Origin of the sequence: Bordetella ansorpii, from assembly GCF_900078705.1 — a bacterium.
GTDB classification, from domain to species: domain Bacteria; phylum Pseudomonadota; class Gammaproteobacteria; order Burkholderiales; family Burkholderiaceae_B; genus Bordetella; species Bordetella ansorpii_A.
Genome location: NZ_FKIF01000006.1, coordinates 73,239 through 97,194, shown reverse-complemented (window position 1 = coordinate 97,194; position 23,956 = coordinate 73,239). Strand labels below are relative to the sequence as shown.

General features: G+C 61.6%; 21 protein-coding genes, 2 tRNA genes and 2 pseudogenes. 14 read left to right on the top strand and 11 right to left on the bottom strand.

Features of this window, described 5'->3' with window-relative positions; genetic code table 11:
- Window positions 1–85: 85 nt before the first annotated feature.
- The 5 genes from A6745_RS10820 to A6745_RS27830 all read left to right on the top strand — a co-directional run bounded on the left by A6745_RS10820 (window position 86) and on the right by A6745_RS27830 (window position 5,709).
- Window positions 86–1,996: an LTA synthase family protein gene (locus A6745_RS10820; protein WP_054447323.1), complete on the top strand. Its 1,911-nt coding sequence runs from the start codon at window positions 86–88 to the stop codon at window positions 1,994–1,996.
- Window positions 1,997–2,183: 187 nt separating this feature from the next.
- On the top strand, window positions 2,184–2,645 hold the full coding sequence (locus A6745_RS10815) for a GtrA family protein (protein ID WP_123786095.1): 462 nt from the start codon (window positions 2,184–2,186) through the stop codon (window positions 2,643–2,645).
- Window positions 2,629–3,681, top strand: coding sequence for a glycosyltransferase family 2 protein (locus A6745_RS10810; RefSeq protein ID WP_054447322.1), 1,053 nt, complete (start codon window positions 2,629–2,631; stop codon window positions 3,679–3,681). Before A6745_RS10815 ends, A6745_RS10810 begins: the two co-directional genes overlap by 17 nt.
- Before the next feature lie 28 nt (window positions 3,682–3,709).
- Complete coding sequence (locus A6745_RS27835; protein ID WP_231886012.1) at window positions 3,710–5,263, top strand: ArnT family glycosyltransferase; 1,554 nt, start codon at window positions 3,710–3,712, stop codon at window positions 5,261–5,263.
- Between the two features lie 77 nt (window positions 5,264–5,340).
- The gene (locus A6745_RS27830) at window positions 5,341–5,709 is read left to right on the top strand and encodes a diacylglycerol kinase (RefSeq protein WP_073110278.1); all 369 of its coding nucleotides are present in this window, start codon (window positions 5,341–5,343) and stop codon (window positions 5,707–5,709) included.
- A 315-nt stretch (window positions 5,710–6,024) separates the two neighbouring features.
- Here A6745_RS27830 and A6745_RS10805 read toward each other — a convergent pair whose 3' ends face one another.
- Entirely contained in the window at window positions 6,025–6,315 is a 291-nt protein-coding gene (locus A6745_RS10805) for a transcriptional repressor (RefSeq protein WP_054500161.1), read from the bottom strand.
- Window positions 6,305–6,550 (bottom strand): annotated as a pseudogene (locus tag A6745_RS10800) (alpha-hydroxy-acid oxidizing protein); the annotation flags it as partial. The gene A6745_RS10805 and the pseudogene A6745_RS10800, both read right to left, overlap by 11 nt.
- Window positions 6,551–6,614: 64 nt before the next feature.
- Between A6745_RS10800 and A6745_RS10795 the strand changes: the two are divergent.
- Both A6745_RS10795 and A6745_RS10785 read left to right on the top strand, forming a co-directional pair.
- Window positions 6,615–6,800, top strand: a pseudogene (locus tag A6745_RS10795) (transposase); the annotation flags it as partial.
- A 63-nt stretch (window positions 6,801–6,863) separates the two neighbouring features.
- A protein-coding gene (locus A6745_RS10785; RefSeq protein ID WP_109421512.1) for an IS3 family transposase occupies window positions 6,864–8,056 on the top strand; the annotation gives its coding sequence in 2 pieces (ribosomal slippage) (window positions 6,864–7,134 and window positions 7,134–8,056; 1,194 coding nt in all).
- A gap of 36 nt (window positions 8,057–8,092) precedes the next feature.
- On the opposite strand, the gene A6745_RS10780 is transcribed toward A6745_RS10785, so the two are convergent.
- The 4 genes from A6745_RS10780 to A6745_RS10765 all read right to left on the bottom strand — a co-directional run bounded on the left by A6745_RS10780 (window position 8,093) and on the right by A6745_RS10765 (window position 11,378).
- Entirely contained in the window at window positions 8,093–9,961 is a 1,869-nt protein-coding gene (locus tag A6745_RS10780; RefSeq protein ID WP_197488163.1) for a tyrosine-type recombinase/integrase, read from the bottom strand.
- 227 nt (window positions 9,962–10,188) lie between these two features.
- Window positions 10,189–10,264: transfer RNA gene (locus A6745_RS10775), tRNA-Gly, on the bottom strand.
- A 126-nt stretch (window positions 10,265–10,390) separates the two neighbouring features.
- Window positions 10,391–10,464: transfer RNA gene (locus A6745_RS10770), tRNA-Cys, on the bottom strand.
- A gap of 188 nt (window positions 10,465–10,652) precedes the next feature.
- Window positions 10,653–11,378, bottom strand: a complete 726-nt coding sequence (locus A6745_RS10765) for an ABC transporter substrate-binding protein (RefSeq protein ID WP_066126803.1) — start codon at window positions 11,376–11,378, stop codon at window positions 10,653–10,655.
- A gap of 343 nt (window positions 11,379–11,721) precedes the next feature.
- On the opposite strand from A6745_RS10765, the gene A6745_RS10760 reads away from it, so the two are divergent.
- Together A6745_RS10760 and A6745_RS10755 are read left to right on the top strand one after the other, a co-directional pair.
- Window positions 11,722–12,417, top strand: coding sequence for an N-acetylmuramoyl-L-alanine amidase family protein (locus A6745_RS10760; RefSeq protein WP_082853082.1), 696 nt, complete (start codon window positions 11,722–11,724; stop codon window positions 12,415–12,417).
- 55 nt (window positions 12,418–12,472) lie between these two features.
- Window positions 12,473–12,859 carry a lysozyme inhibitor LprI family protein gene (locus A6745_RS10755; RefSeq protein WP_066126799.1) on the top strand — a complete coding sequence of 129 codons (387 nt, stop codon included), beginning with the start codon at window positions 12,473–12,475 and terminating at the stop codon, window positions 12,857–12,859.
- A gap of 69 nt (window positions 12,860–12,928) precedes the next feature.
- Here the strand turns inward: A6745_RS10755 and A6745_RS10750 are convergent, their stop codons facing one another.
- A complete protein-coding gene (locus tag A6745_RS10750) occupies window positions 12,929–13,885 on the bottom strand; it encodes a Bug family tripartite tricarboxylate transporter substrate binding protein (protein ID WP_231885973.1) in 957 nt (318 codons plus the stop codon).
- 203 nt (window positions 13,886–14,088) lie between these two features.
- Here A6745_RS10750 and A6745_RS10745 point away from each other — a divergent pair, with 203 nt between their 5' ends.
- The 5 genes from A6745_RS10745 (at window position 14,089) to A6745_RS10725 (ending at window position 19,115) form a co-directional block, all read left to right on the top strand.
- A complete protein-coding gene (locus tag A6745_RS10745) occupies window positions 14,089–14,982 on the top strand; it encodes a LysR family transcriptional regulator (protein ID WP_066126795.1) in 894 nt (297 codons plus the stop codon).
- Window positions 14,983–15,110: 128 nt separating this feature from the next.
- Window positions 15,111–16,310: a hypothetical protein gene (locus A6745_RS10740; RefSeq protein ID WP_066126793.1), complete on the top strand. Its 1,200-nt coding sequence runs from the start codon at window positions 15,111–15,113 to the stop codon at window positions 16,308–16,310.
- Between the two features lie 255 nt (window positions 16,311–16,565).
- Entirely contained in the window at window positions 16,566–17,282 is a 717-nt protein-coding gene (locus tag A6745_RS10735) for an SDR family NAD(P)-dependent oxidoreductase (RefSeq protein WP_066126791.1), read from the top strand.
- The gene (locus tag A6745_RS10730) at window positions 17,279–18,037 is read left to right on the top strand and encodes an SDR family NAD(P)-dependent oxidoreductase (protein WP_082853016.1); all 759 of its coding nucleotides are present in this window, start codon (window positions 17,279–17,281) and stop codon (window positions 18,035–18,037) included. The genes A6745_RS10735 and A6745_RS10730 overlap by 4 nt, the downstream gene beginning before the upstream one ends.
- Window positions 18,038–18,086: 49 nt before the next feature.
- On the top strand, window positions 18,087–19,115 hold the full coding sequence (locus tag A6745_RS10725) for a Bug family tripartite tricarboxylate transporter substrate binding protein (RefSeq protein WP_066126790.1): 1,029 nt from the start codon (window positions 18,087–18,089) through the stop codon (window positions 19,113–19,115).
- 921 nt (window positions 19,116–20,036) lie between these two features.
- On the opposite strand, the gene solA is transcribed toward A6745_RS10725, so the two are convergent.
- From solA to proC, 4 genes are read right to left on the bottom strand one after another with little or no spacing between them, the layout of a single operon-like run.
- Window positions 20,037–21,188, bottom strand: a complete 1,152-nt coding sequence (gene solA / locus A6745_RS10720) for an N-methyl-L-tryptophan oxidase (RefSeq protein WP_066126788.1) — start codon at window positions 21,186–21,188, stop codon at window positions 20,037–20,039.
- Window positions 21,185–22,105 (bottom strand): EamA family transporter, encoded by a 921-nt coding sequence (locus A6745_RS10715; protein WP_066126786.1) that lies wholly within the window; start codon window positions 22,103–22,105, stop codon window positions 21,185–21,187. The genes solA and A6745_RS10715 overlap by 4 nt, the downstream gene beginning before the upstream one ends.
- Before the next feature lie 6 nt (window positions 22,106–22,111).
- The gene (locus A6745_RS10710) at window positions 22,112–22,996 is read right to left on the bottom strand and encodes a methyltransferase (protein WP_082853015.1); all 885 of its coding nucleotides are present in this window, start codon (window positions 22,994–22,996) and stop codon (window positions 22,112–22,114) included.
- Entirely contained in the window at window positions 22,990–23,949 is a 960-nt protein-coding gene (gene proC, locus A6745_RS10705) for a pyrroline-5-carboxylate reductase (RefSeq protein WP_156513357.1), read from the bottom strand. Before proC ends, A6745_RS10710 begins: the two co-directional genes overlap by 7 nt.
- Window positions 23,950–23,956 lie beyond the last annotated feature (7 nt).

Below are 23,956 nucleotides of genomic sequence, written 5' to 3'. Positions count from 1 at the left end.
TCGCTATCTAGCATGTGATGTGCAAAAGACGGCGTATTTGTTGCCGCGCCCTTGCTGGCTAGCACTGCATGACCGATAACTCTAAATGCGTGGACATACCCTAGCTTTTATCGCTACCAGCTTTTGCTTTCTGACACTTTGCCGCCTTCTGCTTTGCGCATGGCAGTGGCAACGTATCCAAGCCGCCGGCGGCCTATGGCCGGTGCTGAAGGGCGGCCTACGCATAGACGCGGCCCAGATTGCCATGCTTTCGGGAATTCCGTTGATTCTTGGACCCTGGTTAGGCCACTATCCATTTGCCGGCACGATCACCGTGAGCTGGCTTCTCATTGCATGGTTTGTACTCGTCCTACTGGAAGCATCGACCCCGCAATTCATTTTCGAATACGATACCCGTCCCAACCGTCTCTATGTGGAATACCTCAAACATCCCAAAGAGGTTTTCAGCATGCTGTGGAAAGGATATCGGCTAGCGATTTCCGGCGCACTTTTGTCAATCGCGCTACTGATGTGGGTGGGCTACCTATTGTTCGGCCAAGATCAAGTCGATGCACCGCTCCTATGGCGGCAACGAATCTTCTACACGCTCATTGCTGTGCCCCTTATCTTCCTGGCCATTCGCGGTACGTTGGGCCACCGGCCAATCAACCCATCCACCGTGGCATACTGCGGCGACGGCATGCTCAACACGTTGCCGCTCAACTCGCTTTACAGCGTTCTCTACGCTATTTACAGCATGAAGAATGAACGTTCAGCCTCGGACGTGTACGGCAAGCTTGCCAATGAGCAAGTCAGCGAGGAGGTCAATCTGCGCGCGGGCATCATCCCGTGCTACGCCGATATTCCGTCGCTCCACATCCAAGAGCCCACATGCAAGCGAACAAAGCCGTTGAACCTGGTGATGATCGTCGAAGAGAGCCTAGGCGCTCAGTATGTGAAGAACCTCGGTGGGAGCGGGTTGACGCCCTGCATCGATGATCTGGCAACCGAAAGCTGGAACTTCAGGCGTGCCTACGCAACGGGTACGCGATCGGTTCGCGGTCTTGAGGCCCTCGTCTCAGGGTTTCCGCCCACCATTTCAGATGCCGCCTTGCGTCTATCAGGGGCTCAACGAAATTTTTTCACGCTCGCCCAGGTACTCAAGCAGCATGATTACCGATCTCGATTCATCTATGGAGGAGAAGCCCACTTCGATAATATGAAGAGTTTCTTCCTGGGCAACGGCTTTGACGAGCTGCACGATTTGCCCACTTTCGACGAACCCGCCTTCGTCGGGACATGGGGCGCCTCCGACGAAGACATGTTCAACAAGCTCGATGCGCTGTTGAGCAATCCACCCAGCCAGCCAACATTCAGTCTCGCGTTTTCCGTGAGCAATCACTCTCCCTGGGAGTATCCCCAAGGACGGATCGAGGTCAACGACGACCCGGCGACCATCGAAAATACCGTTCGTTATGCTGATTGGGCGCTAGGGAAATTTTTTGAAAAAGCCAAAGCATCCGACTACTGGAAGGATACCGTCTTTCTCGTGGTGGCAGATCATGACTCACGCGTATTCGGCGCAAACCTTGTTCCGTTGAGGCATTTTCATATACCAGCGCTTATCCTTGGAGCCGACATTCAGCCACGACAAGACGATCGCATCATTAGCCAGATCGACTTACCCACGACGCTACTCTCTCTGATTGGGGTTCTTTGCGAGCACCCTATGATCGGGCGCGATCTCACGAAGGCGGACTGCAACCGAGCGATGATGCAGTATGGGGAGAACTATGGCTATCTCAAGGGCGACAAGCTCCTTGTTCTAGAACCACACCGGGCGCCCACTCAGTACGAGTACGCTGCACCTGCTTCTTACACCCCACAGAGCGTTGAGGACTCATTGTTCAAGGAAGCACTGAGTCATGTGCTCTGGCCCACGTGGGCGTACAAGAACCATTACTACACGCTCCCACATCTACGCCCCGCGCTTCCAACTGCGCAATCGCTTCCCTAGCGCGACTCTCCATACTCGTATTTCGGCCTATGCCGGCCACTTCTTTTATGCATGGCGTCTCAAGCTGTTCTTGCGTGCTTGCTCCTGGCAAGCTCGATCGTCCCTTGATGAAATCTTGATCTTTGATTGACGATTTCTTGTTGTCGGTCTTCGTATTCTTGCTCCATTGCAACAATGGATAAATTGAGTGACGACATTGAGAGCCATCTCGCCAAAAAAACAAACCAGCTCGCAGCGATTCCCTAATAGCTCCGGGACCGCTGCCGCATCGCTCTGTGCCCAAGTCACCCTGTTCTTGGCCTCAGGAGGCCTTGCCACCTTCATCCATTGGACTTCAATGGTCCTACTGGTCTGGGGAGGCTTGACGCCGGTTTTAGCCACCATCATCGGCGCGTTCGTTGGATCCATCTTCAACTACTGGCTCCAGTTTTACTGGACGTTCAAAGGTAATGGTATCCACGGTATGGCCATCCCAGCCTATATCTGCACGGTGTTTCTGGGCTGGTGCGTCAATGCCGTGCTTTTCTACATTCTTACCTCTTTCGCTCATATGGGCTTAGTTCTGGCGCAGCTCTCCGCCACCGCCGCGGTCGCCGTCATGAATTTCATTGCTTATAAGAAGGTTGTGTTCCATGAACGCTTTAGTTGAAAGCTGGCGCCCCGAATCTCAAAGGGAGAGCAAGATCGAATTGTCGATCGTGATTCCTCTCTATAACGAGTACGAAGTGATCACAATGATGCACGAGCGTTTGAGTGCCGTGCTCGCCAGTCTGGATATTTCTTACCAGCTGGTTCTGATCGACGATGGCAGCCGTGACGGTACCCCGAACATGTTGAACCGGCTGGCCGAAGTGGATTCCGCTGTGAAAGCTGTATTCCTAAGCAGAAACTTTGGAAAAGAGGCCGCGCTTACAGCGGGTCTAGATCATGCCGCAGGGGATGCAGTCATTATTATGGATGCCGACTTGCAGGACCCCCCGGAACTCATTCCAGAAATGCTGCGTGCCTGGAAGGGCGGTGCAGACGTAGTCTGCATGCGTCGGCGCTCAAGAGCCGGGGAAAGCTGGCTCAAGCGCTACAGCGCACATCGTTTCTACCGGGTGCTTAACGCCATCAGCGAAGTGGATATTCCTGCTGATACGGGCGACTTTCGCTTACTCAGCCGAAAAGCCGTCGACGCATTGAGCCAATTGAACGAACGCAACCGTTATATGAAAGGCTTGTTCGCCTGGATCGGCTTGCCCACCACCGTGATTGAATATGATCGCCTGCCACGCGCAGCGGGTGTGACCAAATGGGACTATCTAAGTCTATTCAACTTGGCCTTCCAGGGGATTACCTCCTTCTCGACGGCGCCGCTGCGTCTGGCGATGGCAGCCGGCCTTTTGACTGCGCTCTTTGGTGTCCTCTTCACTCTGTGGATTGTGTTCAAGGCGCTTGTCTTGGGCGACCCCGTGCAGGGATACCCTTCGCTTATTTCCATGATCACAATCCTGGGCGGTGCCCAATTACTTTCCATCGGCCTTCTTGGCGAATACCTAGGCAAAACGTATTACGAAACCAAGCAACGTCCAGTGTATCTAGTTCGTGAGGTAGTAAGCCGTCGCAATACCGTCAACGAAAGAGAGAGCACTCCCCCCTCGACCGCAACTGCAGGAAAAGAGTCGTATGCAACGTATAAGTAGGAGCACGTGGATAGTTTTATTGGCTGCGGTGTTATTGCCACTCGTCTCAATGATCATCGTGCCGTTCTATGATACGAGTGAGCCTCGTTATGCCGAAATTGCCCGCATCATGGCGCAATCAGACGATTGGATAACGCCCTGGTTCAGCCCTGAGCTGCCTTTCTGGGGCAAGCCCCCCCTTTCATTCTGGGCACAGGCGCTATCCATGAAGTTATTTGGCTTCACCGAGTTTGCAGCGCGTTTTCCTTCCTGGTTATGCCTGATTCTATCCAACGCCATACTCTTGGCAGGGCTGCGGTTAATACATGGCTCACGCGTTGCGCTTTTGGCCGCAATCGTCTATAGCACGTGTCTGCTCGTCTACATCAGCTCGGGCGCCGTACTCACTGACCCATTTCTCGCACTTGGCACCACCTTGTCTCTGGTTTCATTCGCTGTGGTCGTCCACGAGCCCGAGCAGCGCGTAGCAGGAACTGGCAATCCTGTAGGAAAGTCGGCCGGCGTCGGGCCAGCGCGGGGCTCCGTGTGGTGGCAATATGGGTTCTTCTTGGGCCTGGCTGTTGGCTTGCTAGCCAAAGGGCCTTTGGCTGCGGTACTCAGCTTCGCGCCGATAGCGGTTTGGTACTTGCTGAACAGAAGGAGGGGCTCTCTGGTTTCAGCGCTACCCTGGGCTAAAGGTCTAGCCTTAGTGGCTGCAATAAGTCTGCCCTGGTACGTTGTAGCTGAAATCAAGACGCCAGGCTTTCTGGATTACTTCATCGTGGGCGAGCACTTTCGACGCTTCCTAGATCCGGGCTGGAAGGGCGATCTATATGGAACCGCCCACAAACAGGCATACGGAACAATATGGCTCTGTTGGCTGCAAGCATCCTTTCCCTGGGGCATTATGGTGCTAGCAACATTCGTTGGGGCGTTTGTTAGCATGCGCCTGCGTTCTGCGGTACGAATCGCCAGCACAACATCGTTGTTTTACTACTGGCTGGCTGGCGCTGTCGTCACACCGTTATTCTTTACATTCTCTGCCAACATACTTTGGACTTACGTGCTTCCTTCGTTGGCCGGATTTAGTGTCTTGACTGCAATTCTCGCAGATCATATATACAGACAACTAGGCTTATCCAGGCGCGGGTTTCTAATTACCGCAGGAATCGTTCCAGTCGCCGTTCTTGTGTTGAGTGCCGTCGTTTGGGCTAATCCCAATCTGGGGAATACAGAACGGGAACTAATACGCTACGCGAGACAAGACGGTAACTTTACAATTCCATTGGTTTATTTATCGAAGATCCCTTTCTCAGCACAGTTCTACTCGGCAGGGAGGGCACGGGAAATTCAGCAATCAGATCTTGGGAACGCAATCAAATGCGGCACGCCCTTCTATTTGGCAATCCCCAAAGAAAGGCAATCGATCGTTGCAAAGATGACGAGCAAGCCACTTATTGCGCTTTACTCAAACAAGCGATACATCTTAGTGAAGATATCACCGCTCTCCAATTGCAGCGCTCAAGTTATAGCAAAACAGAAACCGATCAGCTTGCAACTAAAGCATCTCCCAAGTAACGAAGGCTCAATCATCATTAATTGAGAGGGCGTGGGATTTCATGCCAACAGAGTTCGTGCGTTATCGCTCTCATTCGAATAACTCCTTCGCACCCATTTCCCATGTATTCACCTTACAAAAGCAAGGGCGGATTTTCGCGTCTGCTTAGCGCTCTACGCTACTCAATCCAGGGACTGATTATCGCAGTCAAGCATGAGGCCGCCTTTCGGCAAGAGTTAATCCTTGCGGTTGTGCTCACCCCTGTGGCACTATGGATAAGTGAGAACGTTTTTGAAGCCGTACTACTGATAGGTTCACTTCTCTTTGTGTTGATTATCGAACTATTGAACTCAGCACTGGAGGCGGTCGCTGATACGATCACCATAGATCACCATCCCATGATAGGACGAGCCAAGGATTTAGGAAGTGCTGCTGTGCTGCTATCACTTACTATGGCGTCCCTGATTTGGATAGGTGTGATTTTGGCGTAAATCCGTTCCTGCTAGGTAGTGCAGGTTAATAGGCGCTCTCACTCAGCGTATACAAGGCCAGCATAGAAAGAACATGTGTGGTGTTGCAGAATGAAGTACAGCGTCAGGGAACCGCTCTCTTTTTCATTCGATCACCACCGGCCTCTTTTTTCCCAGGATTGATGCTTTGTCCTTGCACCGATAGCGTGTAATCGGACATCTTGAAGCCATGCTTTTGGCAAAAAACTTCAACAGCACGCTCAAGTTCGGGATCGAAAAGCCAATGCTCCGTGCCGGAATCTTGACATACTATTCTTTGACGGAACTTCCTGGATGTTAAATAATAATGTGTTTTCCAGCGACTCTGCAGGTCGAGAGTAGTTCTGCAGTTGTAAGTCGCTTGAGCGCCGCATATATGGACGACATAGCAATATCCAACCCATTACCAACAAGGTAACGCTTGATCTCCATGGCTATTATGGGTCGATCCGACTGAGCAATGACCCTCCATACGACCATGCGCGGCATGGTCGTAGCCACGCCTGCCTCTTTCATGACCTGCGCTGCCGAGCGGAGCGGATCGGCGTCAATACGAGCCCGGGGCAGCGAGAAGCTCCTATCTGCCATGATTCTCTCCTCTGGTCAATAACCTTGTTGCGTCGATCTCCGAGACCGTCCTACAACTCGCTAACACCATGGCGGCCTCCAGCTCGGTGCGCAATATGTTCAGCACATGGGCGACCCCGGTGGCGCCTGCCACGGCTAGCCCGTGTAGGACGGGGCGGCCCACTAACACCGCGTCCGCCCCCAAGGCCAGCATCTTGAAGACATCTGTTCCTCGGCGGATGCCGCCGTCCGCCAGGGTAATCCTCCCGCAAAAGCGTTGAGGTCAGAAGTAGAATTTTCTCGTTGAGGAGTTCTACAGCATGAAGAAGTCACGATTCACGGACAGCCAGATCATCGAAGCCATCAAACGGGTGGAAGCTGGCCTTGCGGTACCCGAACTGTGCCGGGAGCTGGGCATCAGCTCGGCGACGTTCTACAAGTGGCGATCGAAGTACGGCGGCATGGACGTGTCGCTGATGGCGCGGATGAAGGAGCTGGAAGCCGAGATGAGCTTGCCCCCGAATGACGGAGTCCTTAGTTCCAGTTAAATTGGAAAGAAGGAGCAAGGAATGTCAGATTCGAGAAGGCGTGCAAGGTACACGCAGGAATTCAAAGAGGAAAGTGTCCGGCAGGTGCTGGCGGGGGCGTCTGTGGGCTCGGTGGCCAGCTCGCTGGGCATCCCAAAGGCCAGTTTAGGTAATTGGGTTCGCCAGCAACAACGCGGTGAGCTGGGTGTCGTCGCAACACCGACGACGGCTCCCGGTGCTGTGTCGGCCGAGCAAATGGAGATTGCCCGTTTACGGGCGGAGGTCGTGCAGCTGAGGATGGAGCGCGATATAGCAAAAAAAGCCGCGGCGTACTTTGCGCAGGACACGCTGCAAAGTACGCCTGGATTCAAGAAATGAAGGGCCACTGGCCTGTCCGGGCGATTTGCCGGGTGCTGGGAGTCAGTGAGAGCGGCTACTACGGTTGGCAGCGCTGTTGCGGCGGACCGACGCGCAGGCGGCTGCCGGATGAGCGGGTGTTGGTTCACATCCGAGCCATCCACCGCGAGGTCAAGGGGGAATATGGTTGGCCACGAATCCATCAGGAGCTGCGTCGCCGAGGGCTGCGTGTAGGCAAGGAACGGGTGCGGCTGCTGATGCAAGCCCATGGCGTGCGTGGCAGGGTCAAACGCAAGTATGCTTCCACGACCGACAGCAAGCATGCGCTGCCGGTGGCCCCGAATCTGGTACAGCGGCAATTCAATCCTCCTGCACCAGATCAGATCTGGTGTGGTGACATCACGTATTTGCCGACAGAGCAGGGTTGGCTGTATCTGGCGACCGTGCTCGACTTGTTCAGTCGAAAGATCGTAGGATGGAGCATCAAGCCCCACATGCAGACCAGCCTGGTGAAGGATGCCCTGGAAATGGCGTACCTGCGCAGACTGCCGGCGCCTGGGCTGATATTCGATAGCGACAGAGGTAGTCAATATTGCAGCCATGAGTTCCAGCAAATATTGCGCACCCGGCAGATACGTGCCTCAATGAGCAGGAAGGGGGATTGTTGGGATAACGCCCCGATAGAAAGCTTCTGGGCCCGCCTCAAGCTGGCGAGTTTGGAGGGGCGGAAATTCGCTTCCCACCGAGTCGCTACGGCTGCTGTGATGGACTGGATAACATTCTATAACCACCGACGACTGCATTCGGCATTGGGCTATACGAGTCCGATGGAATATGAAGAACGCTGGCATGCGAGCCAATATAAGGTCGCTGCCTGAACCCGAGGCTAAGGACTACGAGAAACGGGGGCAATATCAACCTTGCACAGACGAGTCAGGTCCGGGCCTGTTTGGCTGCTGCTGGGTGCCCGCGATGACCCGCACGACCATGCCCAAATTTCCTGGTGTCACGATGTCGATGGCTGCGCGATCACCCAGGTCCGGATGTGGGCGGGTCAGCATCCGGTACAGGTCCCACGGATCCGCATGCGGGCACTGGTTCATGAGCACCTGTGCCAGCTTGTGCTTGAGGGGTACCAGCTGCCAGTCGGGCACGCGTTGCCCGCGGTTGCCCAAGCTGATAGACAGCAGCTTGCCCGCCTTCAGCTCGCGGTTGATCTGGTCCTTGGACTTCCCGGCCAACTTGCCGAACAGCGGGACCGGCAGACTGCTCGGCGATTCGTAGATGGCCAGCATTTCCTCGCGCTCGCGCTGGATGACTGACACCTCCGGCTCTGGCGCATGCGTCGGGGGCGGTGGTACCTGCGACAGTCGCTGGAATGTGATTCCCCCGTCGTTTGGCGTCACGACGATGGGTTCGGCCACCACAGGCGGAAGGGATGCCGCAGAAGCAGCAGCGACGATGGTGTTGGGCTTGTCCTCCTCTGCCATGGCCGGCACGCCCTCGATATGGATCGTGAGGTGCGCGCTGGCCGCTTCCACTTGGCCCTGTTCGAGCAGATCGAGACGATCCGCCCAGTCCTGCATCATCCGGCGGCGCGGCTCAACATACTTGGCGTGGTTGTAGGCCGAACTCACCTTGTTCGGGTCCGAGTGCGAAAGCTGCGCGTCCACCCAAATCTTGGGATAGCCGATCTCGTTGAGCGCCGTCGAGATGGTTCCGCGGATGCCGTGACCGGTCAGTTGATCCTCGTAGCCCATTCGTTTCAAGGCCGCGTTGAGGGTGTTCTCGCTGATGCGCTTCTTGAGTTCGCTGCGGTGCGTGAGCAGATGGACCTGGGCCGGCCTCATCACACCCAACAGGTAGCGCACGATCTCGATGGCCTGCACGGACAACGGCACGATGTAGGGCGGAACGTCCTGCGGGCGCTTGCCGGCCTTGCGCATCTCGTCCTGGAGTTGCTTGACGATCTGCGGCGGGATGATCCACAGGCCACGGTCGAGATCGAACTGGTCCGGGGTCGCCAGCCGCAGCTCGCCGGTACGCACGCCGGTCAGGAACAGCAGCCGGATGCCGAGTTGGGTCTGCCAACCACGAGGGTTGTAGAGCCTGAGCTTGTGCAGGAACTCGGGGAGCTCCGGAAGATGCAGGTAGGGGTTGTGGTTCACCGGGGGCTTGGGCTCGGCCACCACGTCCAGGTCGGAGGCCGGATTGGCTTCCAGCCCCTCCACGATGACGAGGGCATAGCGGAACAACTGCCCCAGCCAGGTGCGGACCTTCTCGGCAGTGGTGAACGCCTTGCGCTCCTCGATCCTCGCCAGGACGCCCAGGAGTTGGGGCCGGCGAATGTCGTAGATCGACATCTGCTTGAGGCTAGGCAGCACGTCCTTGTTGAAGATCCGCAGGATCTGCGACAGCGTGCTGTTCCTGCCCTCCTTGATTTCCTTGCGGCGATGCTCGACCCACGCATCGAAGACGGCCTTGAAGGTGTAGTCGGCCGCAAGCTTGACCGCGTGTCGCTTCTGTTTCCGATCGGTATGGGGGTTGACGCCCTTTGCCAGAAGCGCCCGGGCTTCGTCGCGCAAGGTGCGCGCTTCGCGCAAACCGATCTCGGGGTAGTTCCCCAGGGAGATGCGCTTTTGCTTGCCGAGCCAGTAATAGCGCAAATGCCACGACTTGCCGCCGGTGCGGGCGACCACCAGGCCGAGGCCATCGGTGTCGGGGATGCTGTAGGTTTTCTCGGCGGCCTTGGCTTGCCGCACGGTCAGATCAGAGAGTGTCATCATCAAGCTCCTAAGTCTTGGACTTAGGCCCGATGCTGCTTGTCATCCCGATCCAACCCCAGCAACAACCCGGAACCGGCACGACCCGCATTCTTTGGCCTTGTTTTTGGCCTCAAAAATGGTGGCTGTCAGTGGATTCCCATGGCTTTCGCTGGAATGAAAAAAGGAGCCGAAGCTCCTCTTTTCAATGACTTACAGACGTCAGTGGAAGTCTGTAGATCATAAACTGGAGCGGGAGACGAGTCTCGAACTCGCGACCTCAACCTTGGCAAGGTTGCGCTCTACCAACTGAGCTACTCCCGCATGGAGCTGTACTTTTCAGTACGTACTGCGTGGTGTCCTGCATTTTTGTGCCGTGGTTCGTGTGAGCCGCAGCAAGCCAAAAATTATACCTTATTTTGCGGCAACCCAAATTTCTTTGGAAGTTGCTGGAGGCGCAAGCCGGAATCGAACCGACGTACACGGATTTGCAATCCGCTGCATAACCACTCTGCCATTGCGCCAAACCGCATCAAGCCCGCTAGTATACATCAGCTTTTTGTCCGTTGTCACAGCCCGGCGTAGGGCGAACAGAAAGAACGGCCATCCGGATGAGGGATGGCCGTCCTGGCGCGAAGGGCGGGACGTGGGCGATCCCCTGCACGAAGGTGAAGCCGATGGCGGCGGGGATGCATGCCCGCCCATGCCGGGCTCAGGCGGCGGGCGCCACCGATGCCCCCTGGATGCCGTGGCGTTGCAGGGCCTGGGCCACGAAACCGTCGGCCTTGCGGGCCTCGACGAACTGCGCCAGGAACTGCGCGGCGGCCGCGGGGCGCGACTTGGGGCAGCCCATCGCCTGCTGGATCACCATGAACCGGCCGGGCAACAGGCGCACCCCGCCCACGCGTTGCGCATCGGCCTCCAACTGCTGCTTCACGCCGGCGGCGACGTCCAGCCCTTGCTCGCGCCAGGTGTCCACCACGGCGGGCGAGGTCGGCGCGCGCACGATCTCGGCGTGCTTCAGTTCGCGGGTCAGGTAAAGGTCGTAGGCGCTGCCCTTGCCGACGGTGACGCGCGTGCCGGGGCGGTCGACTTCCTCATTGCTTTGCAGCGGCGAGTCCTGAGCCACCAGATAGGCGCCTTCGATCAACACGTAGGGCGCGGTGAACGCGATGCCGGCGCCGCGCACCGGATCGACCGCGAAGAAGCCGATGTCGGCCTGCTCGTTGGTCACCGCCTCGACCGACTTGCCTGCCGCGTCGAACACCACCAGTTCCAGGGGGGCGCCGATCAGTTCGGCGAAGGCGCGGGCCAGGTCGACCGACACGCCGGCCGGCTCGCCCTGGGCATCGCGTCCGGCCAGGATAGGGTTGCCCAGGTTGATCGAGGCGCGTAGCGCGCCGGTGGGAGTGAAGGCTTGCTTGATGGCGGCGTCCATGCGGGTGATGCTCCAGTCAGGGGGAATGGGCGGGACTCTTTGCGCGGCCGCCTGGCCGGCGCGTCCGATCCCAGCGTGCCTTGATGCGGCCGAGGTTGTCCAGCGTGCTTGGCGGAGGTTCGCGCTCGCGCAATTCCAGCACAGGCAGGTGCTGCCCGCAATGCTGCCGCCTGGGGGCGGGTCGCCGCACCCTTGGAGCCATGCGGCCGGCCGCCTGGAGTACCATCCGATGGTTCGCGCCGGGCGCCGGGCGCCGTCTCTTTCGAGACCGCGTTCCGTTGCGGCGCTCGTCCTCATGGGGCGGCATGGCGTGCCGCCCGGTTCGGAGACCTCGATGAAGAACATGGGTGCGCGCGCGGCCGGCGTGCTGGCGGCTGTGATGATCGTGGGCGCCTGCCTGCCGATGGCGGTCCAGGCCGCTTTCGTGGTGGTCGATACCGGCCACACGCGCGCCCACCCCGGGGCGGTCAGCCCCGGCGGGAAGGTCGAGTACGACTACAACCTTCAAGTCACCGATGCGCTGTCGCGCGCGCTGGCCGCCGACGGGCAGCGCGTGGCCCGCGTGGCGGCCGATGGCAAGGACATCGCGCTCAAGGAGCGCACCGCCGCCCATCCCGACGCGGACTTCTTCGTATCCATTCATCACGATTCCATCCAGCAGGAATGGATCGATGCGGGCAGGCGCCGGGAGTTCCGCGGATACGCCCTGTTCGTATCCGAGAAGAATCCGCACTACGAAAAAAGCCTGGCCTGCGCCCGGGCGATCGGTACACAACTGCTTACCATCGGAGAGGTCCCCTCCCTCTACCATCAGACCCCCATTCCCGGCGAAAATCGCCCGCTGATCGACAAGCGGCTGGGCGTTCATCGCTTCGACGATCTCGTCGTCCTGAAGACCGCGGCCATGCCCGCGGTGCTGGTCGAGGTGGGCGTGATCGCCAACCCGGACGAAGCGCGGCGCCTGGGCGAGCCGGCCGTGGTGCGCCGCCAGGCCGACGCCATCGCGCGGGGCTTGCGCGAATGCCTGCAAGGCAAGTGAGTTCTCCGGTTTCAACCAAGCCGCCACGAACGTGGCGATCCGATGGAGCAAGAGTGTGAACAAGAAACTGATCGTTGCCGGGTTGTTGTTGGGTGCGCTGCCGACGGCGGGCGCGTGGGCGGCGGGCTGCGGCAAGCCGCGCAACGCGTTCGACCAGGTCTACTGCAAGAGCACGGAATACTCGCAGGCCGACCGCGACCTGAACACGCAATACACCACGCTGCGCAAGATGCTCAACGAGGGCCAGCAGGCCTCGCTGCGCAAGGCTCAACTGGCCTGGATCAAGCAGCGCGACGAGGCATGCAGCCTGGAAAAGCCCAACGGCTACTACGTCAATCTGACCTGCGCCATGGACATGACGCAGGCGCGCGTCGGCGTGCTGAAGGAACGCGAGCGCGAGTGCAAGAGCACGGGCTGCAACGACGCCAAGCTGGCGCAGTAGGCAGGCGCACGAGGATGCCTGCCGCGGGCCGGGCGGGCATCCCGGCTTGGCGGCATGCAAGGGCGAGGCTCAGCCCGCCCTCGCGCCCGAAGCCTGCACCACCTTGCCCCAGCGCACCACCTCTTCCCGCACGAACGCGCTGAACTGCTCGGGCGTGCCGCCGGTGGTGATCAGGCCCTCGTCCATCAGGCGCTTCTTGTTGCCTGGCTCGGACAGCACCTTCACCGTGGCCCGCGACAACTGCGCCACCCGTTTCGGATCCATGCCCTTGGGGCCCAGCAAGCCATACCAGGCGCTGAAATCGTAGCCCGGCAGCGTGTCGGCGATGGGCGGGATGTCGGGATAGTTTTCCATGCGCCTGGCGCTGCTGATGCCCAGCGGCCTGAGCGTCCTGGCCTGGATCTGGCCCTTGGCCAGCGCCGCGCCGGCGAACATCAGCTGCACCTGGCCGCCCAGCAGGTCGGTCATGGCGGGCGCCGTACCCTTGTACGGGACCATCACCATGTCGATGCCGGCCTGCTGTTTCAGGACTTCGCCGCCCAGGTGGCCGGCCGAGCCGATGCCCGGCAGCGCCATGTTCAGCTTGCCGGGTTCTTTCTTGGCCAGCGCGATCAGCTCGGGCACGGTATTGGCCGGAACCGAAGGGTGCGCCAGCAGGATCGACGGCGCGGTGGCCACGGAGGACACCGGCGAGAAATCCTTCACCGGATCGAAGGGCAGGTTGGGATACAGCGAGGCGTTGATGGCGTGGCTCGTATAACAGACCAGCAGCGTGCGGCCATCCGGGGCGGCGTTCGCCACCGCCTGCGCGGCGATGTTGCCGCCCGCGCCGGGTTTGTTTTCCACCACGAAGGTGCCGCCCATCATGCGGCCCAGTTCGGCAGCCAGCAGGCGGGCCACGGTGTCGGTGCCGCCACCGGGCGTGGCGCCCACGATGATGCGCGTGGGGGCGTCCTGCGCGCGGGCCAGGCCCGAGGCCGCCAGCATGCCGGCGCCCATGGCGCCCATGAAAGATCGTCTGTGCACGGTTGTCTCCTTGACGTTGTATTTGTGGTCGCGACGGTGAGGCTGGCGCGAGCCGCTCGGCCTTTGCCTGGGCCGGCGGCGCTGGCGCCCAGGGCGCCGGAAAGCGGTCTCGTGGCAGTCGTTCGTTCTTCAGGCCCTAGTCTAGTCAGAGCGGGCTTCATTAGAATAGCGAACTTCCTTTAGCTTCTTCATAAGGGATTTTGATGAAGATCGAAACCTTCCGCACCCTCGAGGCCGTTTTGCGGACCGGCACCTTCGCCGGGGCGGCCAAGCAGGCCAACGTCACGCCCAGCGCGGTCAGCATGCAGATGAAGCAGCTCGAGCTGTACGTGGGCAAGCCCCTGTTCGACCGATCCGGCCTGCAGGCCAAGCCCAATCGGCTGGCGCACGAGATCGCCGACAACATGCGGCAGGCCCTGCACAGCCTGGAGGCGCTGCGCGCCGGCAACAAGGTGGCGGTCGAGGGCGTGGTGCGGCTGGGCGTCATCGAGTCGCTGCAGCCGGTGGTGCTGCCGGGCATCATGCATTACCTGCGCGACCACCATCCCCGGCTGGCACTGCAACTGGTGCGGGGGCGCAGCGGCACGCTGACGGCCGATGTGAAGGCCGCGGAGATCGATGCCGCGCTGGTGGCCCAGCCCGTCACGGGTGGTTCGGCGCGGCTGGCCTGGACGCCCATGCTGCACCGCGAGCTGGTGCTGATCGCCCCGCCCAGTACCAAGGAGGCCAGCGTGGCCACGCTGTTCCGCCAGCACGACTGGATCCGCTACGACCGCAAGACGGTGTCGGGTGCGATGGCCGCGCAGTACGTGGCCGCCAACGTGCCCGAGATCCGCGGCACGCTGGAGTTCGACAGCGCGCCCGCCATCCGGGCCATGGTCAGCGCGGGCCTGGGGATTTCGGTGCTGCAGGAGCCCGATCCCGTGTCGCTGGTGGGCTATCCGGTGCGCATCATCCGCCTGGGACGCGCCGCGCCGGTGCTGACGCTGTCCATGGTGTCGCGCAAATCGGACGACAGCCGCGTGCTGGCCGCGGTGCGCAACGCCATGCAAGTCAGCCTGGCGGCGATGCAGCGCGGTTCGATCGTGCACAGATAGCGCGTGGGCGTCTTTCGTAGCCCTCCGTTACGTTCGGCAGGGTCTCACGGCGGGGGGCTGGCTAAGATACGGGCCTTCACGCCCACAGCCCATCCAGATCCATGCCGACATTGCTTCAGCGATCCCGTATGCGCCTGTTGCCCGCCGTGGTGGCGGGCTTTTTGTTGTGCGCGCCAGGCGCGCAGGCGGCGGCTCGCGAGCAGGGCGCCAGCCAGCCTGCCGGGGGCGACACGCGCGAGATGACCGTCGATATCCCGCGGCTGCCCGAGCTGGCGTTTCGCCTGGACACCCCCGTGGGGCTGTCGTGGCGCAAGGACGGCCACGAGATGAAGGGCCTGGAGGCGTCGGGCATGATCGAGGACTTCGCGCGCCTGATGATCGGCGAGAACGCCCAGCGCCCCGACAGGCTGCGCATGACCATCTACGTGGCCAACGTCGTGCCCACGCGCGCCGCCGTGCCGATGGACTACGCGCGCCTGATGGCCAAGGGCTTCGGCAATGGCGAGGGCGAAGAGGAGAACGTCAACGATGCCGATGGCAACACGGTCAGCGCCAATGTCACCACTGAAGTCTCCCGCGACGACGGCCTCGACGCGGCCGAGCGGCGCCACAGCCTGATCGGTGTCTGGCGGCGCGGGATGAAGATCCTGGTCGTGCGCGCCGACATGAGTCCGCAGGCCTCGGCAGACCTGATTCCCCGGATGCGCGAGATGATGCGTTCGATGGTCTTCCTGCATCCGATGGCATCGGATCCGCTGATGGACAGCATGGTGACCCATACGGTGCGGCTGCCTTCTGGCAAGGACCTGACGTTCAAGCTGCCGCCGAACTGGCGCGCGGAAGGGGCCTGGGACGAGGGCGGGTTCTCTTCGCAGATGTTCAGGGACGGCGCCAGCCGCAGCGCGACCAGTCATGTGCTGGTGTTCGGCATCGAGGGCCAGACCAGGTATGAGATGAGTCCCGAGCTGCTGCGCGGCGGCGCGGACATGGTGTCGGGCCACATGCTGAAGGTGCTCTGGCCCGGGAATGGCTACACGCACCGCAGCATGCAGGAGGCGCATCGCATCGAGGGCACCGAAAGGGTGTCCGCGCTGGACGCCATGTTCGTGGACAAGGTTACGTCGAGCCATCCGCTGGAGCGCGAGCTGGCCGCGTCGACCTATGAAGTGGCCTTGCGTGGCAATGCCAATCCGGTGATCGGGTTCTCGGCGCTGGCCGCGCCGGGCGCGTCGGATTTCGATGAAATCGGCTCGATGATGCACGTCAACTTCGTGCAGCAGCTGCTGGTGGACGCGATGCGCGAGGCCGCCCGGGAACTGGGCGAGTGACGCCGGAACCCCGGAAGTCAGAGGAAATACCCGGATTTCTGTCAACACTTTGTCTTCAAGACAATTGAAGCCGCTCCCGGACGCCCTGTTCGTGGCGCGATCACTGCATTCAAAACCTAGGGGTTTCCCCAGGTAGGAGGAAAAATCTCCTTGCGCTCTCTCTGGGAAGAATCCTGGTTGCGCTTGTTTGTTTTGCTGCGTTGCGCAAAAAAAGAGTTGACACTTTTTCCGCTGGATTGATAGCCTGTCCGGGCTATGAGTCTTCACGCCACCCCCGATCACGCCGTCATTACCGGTTCCGCGTCTGGCATCGGCCAGGCGCTCGCCCGCCGTCTGCTGGACGCCGGCTGGGCCGTGGAGGGCATCGACCGGCAGGCCGACGCGGGCATCGCGCATCCTGCCTATCGGCACCATGTTTGCGACCTGACCGACGAATCGGCCATCGACGCGTTGTCGGAGCAATTGCCGAAATGCGTGCGGGCGCTGGTTCACAGCGCCGGCGTGATGCGCAGCGGTGGGGCGGTGGACAGCCGCGCGGAAGACATCGACCTGCTCTGGCGCCTGCACGGCGCCGCACCCTTGGCGCTGGCCCGCCTGCTGGTGCCGCGCCTGCCCGACGCGAGTGGCCGCATCGTGCTGGTGTCCAGCCGGGCCGTGCTGGGCCGCGCGCATCGCGCCGCGTATGCCGCCAGCAAGGCCGCGCAGATCGGCCTGGCGCGCAGCCTGGCCGCCGAACTGATCGGACGCGGCATCACCGTCAATGTGGTCGCCCCGGGCGCCGTCGATACGCCCATGCTGAGCGATCCGTCGCGGGGCGCGCCGCCTGCGGTCGACCTGCCGCTCGGGCGCCTGATCCAGGCCGGCGAGGTCGCGGCGGCCATCGCCTTTTTTCTTTCACCCGAAGCCGGCGCCATCACCGGCCAGACACTGTACGTGTGCGGCGGCGCTTCGATAGGAGCCGCACCCGCATGAGCAACGCCACGGATCTGGCCGGACAGGTCGTCGTCATCACCGGCGCCGCGGGCGACCTGGGATGGGGCATCGCCTGCCAATGCCTGCAGGCGGGCGCCAATGTCGCGCTGGTCGACCTGGACATGGCGGCGCTGCAGGCGCGCGGAGCGCCCGAGGATCCCCGGCTGCTGCGCGTGCAGTGCGACGTGGCCGATCCCGCGCAGACGCGCGCGGCGGTGCAGTCGGTGCTGTCGCGCTGGGACCGCCTGGACGTGCTCGTGAACAACGCCGCCGTCGTCACGCCGGGCGACAAGATCGGCGATCTGGCTTCCGCGCACTGGCACCAGGCGCTGGCCATCAATCTCACCGGCGCCTGGCTGATGAGCAAGGCCGCGCTGGCGCCCATGCGCCGCGCGGGCCGCGGCGTGGTGCTCAACGTGGCCTCGCAACTGGGCAGCGTGGCGGCGCCGGGTCGCGGCGCCTACGGCGCCAGCAAGGCCGGGCTGATCGCGCTGGCGCGCGCCATCGCCGTCGACCACGCGGACGAGGGCATCCGGGCATTGAGCCTGTCCCCCGGCGCGGTGCTGACCAGCCGTGTGTTGCGCCGCTATGGCGATGCCGACTCGGCGACCGCGGCGCTGGCGGGCCGCTATCCGGCCGGCCGCCTGGGGAATGTGGAAGAAGTTGCGCGGACGGCCTTGTTCCTGATGGGCGAGGGCGCTGCGTTCATCACGGGCACGGACGTGCGCGTGGATGGGGGCTATTCCGCAATATAGCGGCGAGCCATCTCTGGGTTACCTGGATCAAGCACAGAAGGAAGGTTATATGAGCATCGAGCATCTCTGCGGCGCCCTGTCGCGCCGCACCCTGTTGAAGGGCATCGCGCTGCCGCTGCTGGTCGGCACGCTGGGCATGTCGGCCGCGACGCAGGCGCAGGCACAGGACGCCGTCGCCGGATACCCGTCGCGCACCGTGACGCTGGTGGTGCCGTTCCCGGCGGGCGGCGCGACCGACATCACCGCGCGCCTGGTCGCGGAAGGCCTGTCGAAGAAGTGGGGCAAGTCGGTCGTGGTCGAGAATCGCCCCGGCGCCGGCGGCAACCTGGGTTCCGAGTACGTGGCCCGCGCGGCGCCGGACGGCTACACGCTGGTACTGGGCGTAACCGGTTCGCACGGCATCAACACGTCGCTGTACAAGAACATGCGCTATGACCCGCGCAAGGACTTCGAGCCGGTCACCCAGGCCACGCTGTATCCCAACGCCATCGTCATCAACAACAGCGTGCCGGCCAACAACCTGACCGAGCTGATCGCGCTGTTGAAGAAGGATCCGGGCCAGTACTCGTACGGCTCCGACGGCAACGGCACGGCTTCGCACCTGGGCATGGAGCTGCTGAAGAGCCGCGGCGGTTTCCAGATCGCGCACGTGCCCTATCGCGGCAGCGCGCCGATGGTGACGGACCTGCTGGGCGGCCAGATCCAGGTCGGCATCACGGGCCTGCCCGCGGTGCAGGCTTACGCCAAGACCGGCAAGCTGAAGCTGATCGCCCTGACCACGGGCACACGCTTCGCCAGCGCGCCGGATTATCCGACCGTGGCCGAGCAGGGCTTCGCGGGTTTTGCCGCGCCGCCCTGGTCCGGCTTCTTCGCGCCCAAGGGCACGCCCAAGGCGCTGGTCGAGAAGATCTCGGCGGACATGCGTGAAGTGATGGCCGATCCCGTGTCCAAGCAGAAGATGGTTGCCGCCGGCAGCGAATTCACGCCGTCCACGCCGGATGAGTTCCGAGCCTTCGTGGACCGGGAAATCACCAAGTGGGCGGAAGCGGTGAAGATCTCGGGCGCCCAGGTGGATTGATAGCCGATCGCCCAGGCGGTTCCGGCGCGGCATGGCCGTGCTGGAACCGGTTGTGTGTCTTGGGCGAGGAAATGAAAAAAGGAGCCAGGGGCTCCTTTTTTGCTTTGGTTGTTCAGGCGTGGCCTGAAAACCGGATCTTTGCTCTATTTCCGCAAGAGCAGATCACGCTGTGTACAGGGGACAAGAGTCGAAGCGCTCCTGCCTCATGTCACTGCTGATCGCATACCTGCAGGCATAGGCTCAACTTGCCTGACGCAAGCACCCAGTCAAGCGGGTGGCCCTGCCACACTAAACCTTTCCTTCGAGCTGAAGTTGCGCGCCGGCTCTATCCATTTACCGAGCCCCGGTCACGAACAACCGCGGGTGCATTGGCTTGATCACCTGATTTTGGAGTACCACAGGCTGGGCGTGCTCGTCCGCCGCAGCTATCGGCATTGGGGTTGTGTCGGGTAAAGGTCGAATACTGCGTAACGGTATGGAAGTAGAAGAACTGAAGGCCCCCGTCGATCTGGTCCTGCACACCTATACGCCTGGAAAGTGGCTTGCCGTAGATATGGAAACAGGGGAGTTTTGGGCACCCGGGGAGAAGAAGAAGTGGGTGCCAATCTCGGCACGTGCACGGACAGAGGTGCTTGATGTGCTGCGTGACAGGGGGCGTGGGTGAGTTATGGCGATGGCAGGTACGCGCGGGCGGCCGTCGCGCTGCCGATCAATGGTCGCCCGCTCGGGACCTTTCGGGCAGGTCGCGTTCTGCGCCAGCTATCGTCAGCGCTCGCGTAGCGGCGCTTGACGTGTTGCGTCTTGACGGCCCCGGCTGAGTTGGTACTGTGAGAACGCGCGAGTTGTCGTCGCATTTCCGGTCAGCCGCCGGACGCTCGGAGAGCCGGTAGGCCCTGCGCCCAATGTGCTGGCGGCGGGTTCTCAGCAGAGCCTATCCACAGAGAAAGGCCTGACGTCAACGTCAGGTGCCTGTCCCTGAGCTAAACGGGCCAACGCATCGCCGATCGCGGGCGCAAACTTGAAGCCATGTCCTGAGCATGCTGAGGCATAGTGAATTCGAGGATGGGCGCGCGCGGTGCCGATGATGAAGGATTCGTCGGCTGTCATTGTGTAAATGCAGGTGGCTGAACGAGTTGGCCGGGGCTGCAGGCGAGGGAAGACCTGCTGCACTCGCCGGCTGATCTCTTGCTCATCAGCGGCGCTTACCACGCCTGGACCTTCGCCAAGCGAGGCGGGGCGCTGCTGCCGATTGTGAAAGCCGATCTTCACGCCTGGCTCGATGCTGCCGATGCTGGGTGTGCCATACAGCAAGCCGCCGTCTTCCAGCTCAAAAAGAAACACCGGGAACCGGCTGGCATCGAACAGGTGCTCGGCCCCCGCTTCGGGGGCAAACCAGTAGATGGGCACTTGCCGAGGCTGCACGTGCGCGGCCAGTTCTTCGATAAAACCCTGCATATGCCACGGTCCGGTGGTGACCACGACCGAGTCGGCCCGCAAGGTGCGCCCACTGCGAAGTGGGATTCGGATGCCGTCCGCAGCCGGTTCCACGGCAACGGCGGCATCCCCATACCAAACGACGGTCGATCGACGGACTGCCTGATCCAGCATGCAGAGGCGGCTTTGTTCGGCGGCAACCGCGTAGGCGCCAGGCTCGAACACCGCATGAAGGTCGGTGGCGGCCGCGAAGGCCGGCGCGCGCGCTGCGAGCATGGCATGGTCCCACAGTTCATGGGCGATGCCGCCGGCTCGCGCGGTGCGTGCACTGCGCTCGACCATGCCGGTGGCGCGCGGACCGACGAACAGGCCGCCCGAGCGTATGCAAAGTGGCGTCTTGCTGTCCGTTTCCAGTGCCGACCATAGGGAATCGGCCTGCGCAAGCAAGGGTAGATACTTCTCGCCTTCCCAATACGCCCGGCGAAAGATCCGCGTCGCGCCATGCGAGGAGCCCATGCCGTGACGCGGGCCGAATGCCTCTACGCCCAGGACCTTGGCGCCTGCGGTTGCCAGGCGCCAGAGCGAGGCCGAGCCCATGATGCCCAGGCCAATGACCACCGCATCGTATCTGTCGTTCATCGTTCACCTCCAAGCGCCTGGTTTGCAGGCCTGCGGCCCATTAGCGGTTCGAGCACCATCGCGACCAAGGCCAACCAGATCATCCCAAAGGCCCACAACGTGTTGGGTGTAACGGTTTGCTCGTAGGCCCATATCGCAACAACCAGTTGCGTAGTCGGCAGGACAAACTGAAAGAAGCCCATCAGGCTCAGCGGCAGCCGGCCTGCTGCGAAGGCGAATAGGGCCAACGGCAAGACCGAGACGACACCGCACAGGGCAAGCAAGCCGTATGAAGCGGCTCCAAAGTCTGGCGGTACCGCCAGACTGATCTGTGCGCCCAGCAGCAAGGCGGCACACGCCACGGCCAACACCAGCGTCTCCACGAGAAGGCCGCTGAAGGCGTCCAGCGGGGTCAATTTCTTGAGCCAGGCATACAGGCCCCAGGTTGTGCCAATGACGAGGTAGACCCAGTGGGTCAGCTCCCCGCTACGTGTAAGCAGTAGGCCCAGCGAGATTGCGATCACCGCCAAGGCTAGGACCCGCCAGCGGCTAGGTCGCTCGCGATACAACACGATGCCCAGCCCGATCGCAATGCAGGGCGCGATCAGGTAGCCCAGGCCGCTCTCGACGACGCGCCCGTGGATCGATGCCCAAATGAACGTCCCCCAGTTCACGACCACGAGCGCGGCGGCCAGCGCATGCAGCAGTACGACCCGGCGGGCGAGAAGGGTGGCCAGGCCGCGCAGCAGCCCGCCCGCCCACATGACCAGCAGCAAGGTCAAAAGGGACACGAGGATGCGATACGCAACGAGGGTCGTAGGCGCGACGCTTCCCAGTTCCCGCCAGTACAGCGAGGAGGCGCCCAGCAGCACGTTGGCCGTAACGCCAGATGCTGCTGCAAGGCCGTAGGCATGGCGGGAGGCGAATCCTTGTGTCATCGTGACCTATCGTTCCGAGAACTGAAACTCGACGATCTCGTAGGACCAGTAGATGCTGCCCCGACCATCCGTCGAGTATGCGGCCAGGGCGTGATCCCGCCAATCGCGAAACTCGGCCTCGAGCGCACCTTGCTGGGCGCGCCAGGAAGCCGAGTAATACAGCAAGGGCAGCGCGTGGCGCTCAAGCAGACGATAGCGCAGCGGCGGCTTGCCTGCGTGTCCGAGCCGATATCGGCCCAACACGTCCTGTATGCCGACCAGAGAGTTCAGGCCCACGATCGCCCGTCCGCCAGGCTTCAGGTGACGCGGCAACTGCTCCAGGAACTTCAGCAGCACATCATCGCCATAGAACATCGCGGACACGGGCATGTCCGTACCATCTGCGTTGCTGGCTAGGCGCGCTAGCAAGCGCTGGGAAGGTGTGCGCCAGCCAGGTGGGTTGAAGATCACCGTGTCGTATTGGCCGCTCGGCGCGTTTAGTCCGAGAAAGAGATCACTTTCTTGAAAGGTGATTCTTTGGTCGCCAAAGTTGAGCAGTTCATTCTCGCGAGCCAACATCACAGCTTCGCAGGAAAGGTCTGTGCCTGTGACGTGCGTGGCGCCCAACCGGCGTAGCAGCAAGGCGTGCACACCACTGCCGGTACCCAGATCCAGAAAGCTCCCCTCGAGCATCGTGTCGTCCAACGCTCTGACCAGATACGCGCCCAGCGCCAAGCCCGCCAAGCTGACTTTGAAGACCGGCGGTCTGTCCAAGAGCCTCACGCTGTAGCCCAGGCCAAAGTACGCATCGTATTCACGCGGTGGTGGCGCGTCTCCCGCCGATTGCGCAGCGGCAGCATCCTGTGGATGCAGCATTTCGACCAGCCAGCTCTTGTCACTTAGCCCTAGCATGACGTGCCCCCTGTCGATATACCTTGCATCGTTGGCGAACCCGTATCGGCGGTCTCGGCGCCGCCAAGCTCCGCGGATCGTGCGCTCGCCTTTTCGAGCGCTTCGTAGATGATGCGTCCGAGCATTTTCCGCTCGAAGACCTGGATACCGCGCTCGGTGGTTCCTCCTGCGGTCATGACTTCTTGGCAAAGTTGCATCGCAGGCTTGGCTGATCGTTCCAGTAGCGTCGCCGTGCCGCGTAGTACCTGAGCCGTCATTGCTGCTGCCTGCGCAGGCGCGAAGCCGGCGTCAGTGGCGAACTGCGCCAGTGCATGCGCGAAATATGCCACGAACGCTGGACCGCCACCGCATAAAGCCGTGGCCGGATCGAGCAAGGCTTCGTTCTGGACGTGCAGCACACGGCCGATTGTCTCGAAGATTTGACCGGCTGCGGCGATGGTGTCAGGGCTTGCTGCGGGAGGGGCGTAGAAGACGGTCATCCCCTCGTAGAACTCGGAAGGGGTGTTCGGTATGGCCCGAATGACCTGGGGCGTTGCCAGCGCAGCCTCCAGCGCTGAGGCGCGAATTCCCGCCATGACCGAGACGACAGGGCTTGTGGCGTGGATGGCGCGTTGGCTCGCCGCGAAGGCCGCGAATGCCTGCGGTGGCATGGCGAGGACAGCGATATCGGACGATCCCAGCCGAGATGGCGTATCGGTGGCGTTGACGCCCATGTTTGCGGCGACGGCGCGTCGCTTCGGATCGGGGTCCACCGCGAGTACGTCGGCGCGCGCGTTGCGCTGCAGACCACGCAGGATAGCTGATCCCATGTGGCCAACGCCGAAGATGACGATGTTCATTGCCGGCTCCTCGAAGGAGGTCGTAGTTCGATGCTCGTGCCAAGACGAATCGCGGCCATAGCACCGCCTGGCGCCCGGAGAAAGCGGTGCACGCGAGCGCGGCGGTGGCCGGATCGTCCCG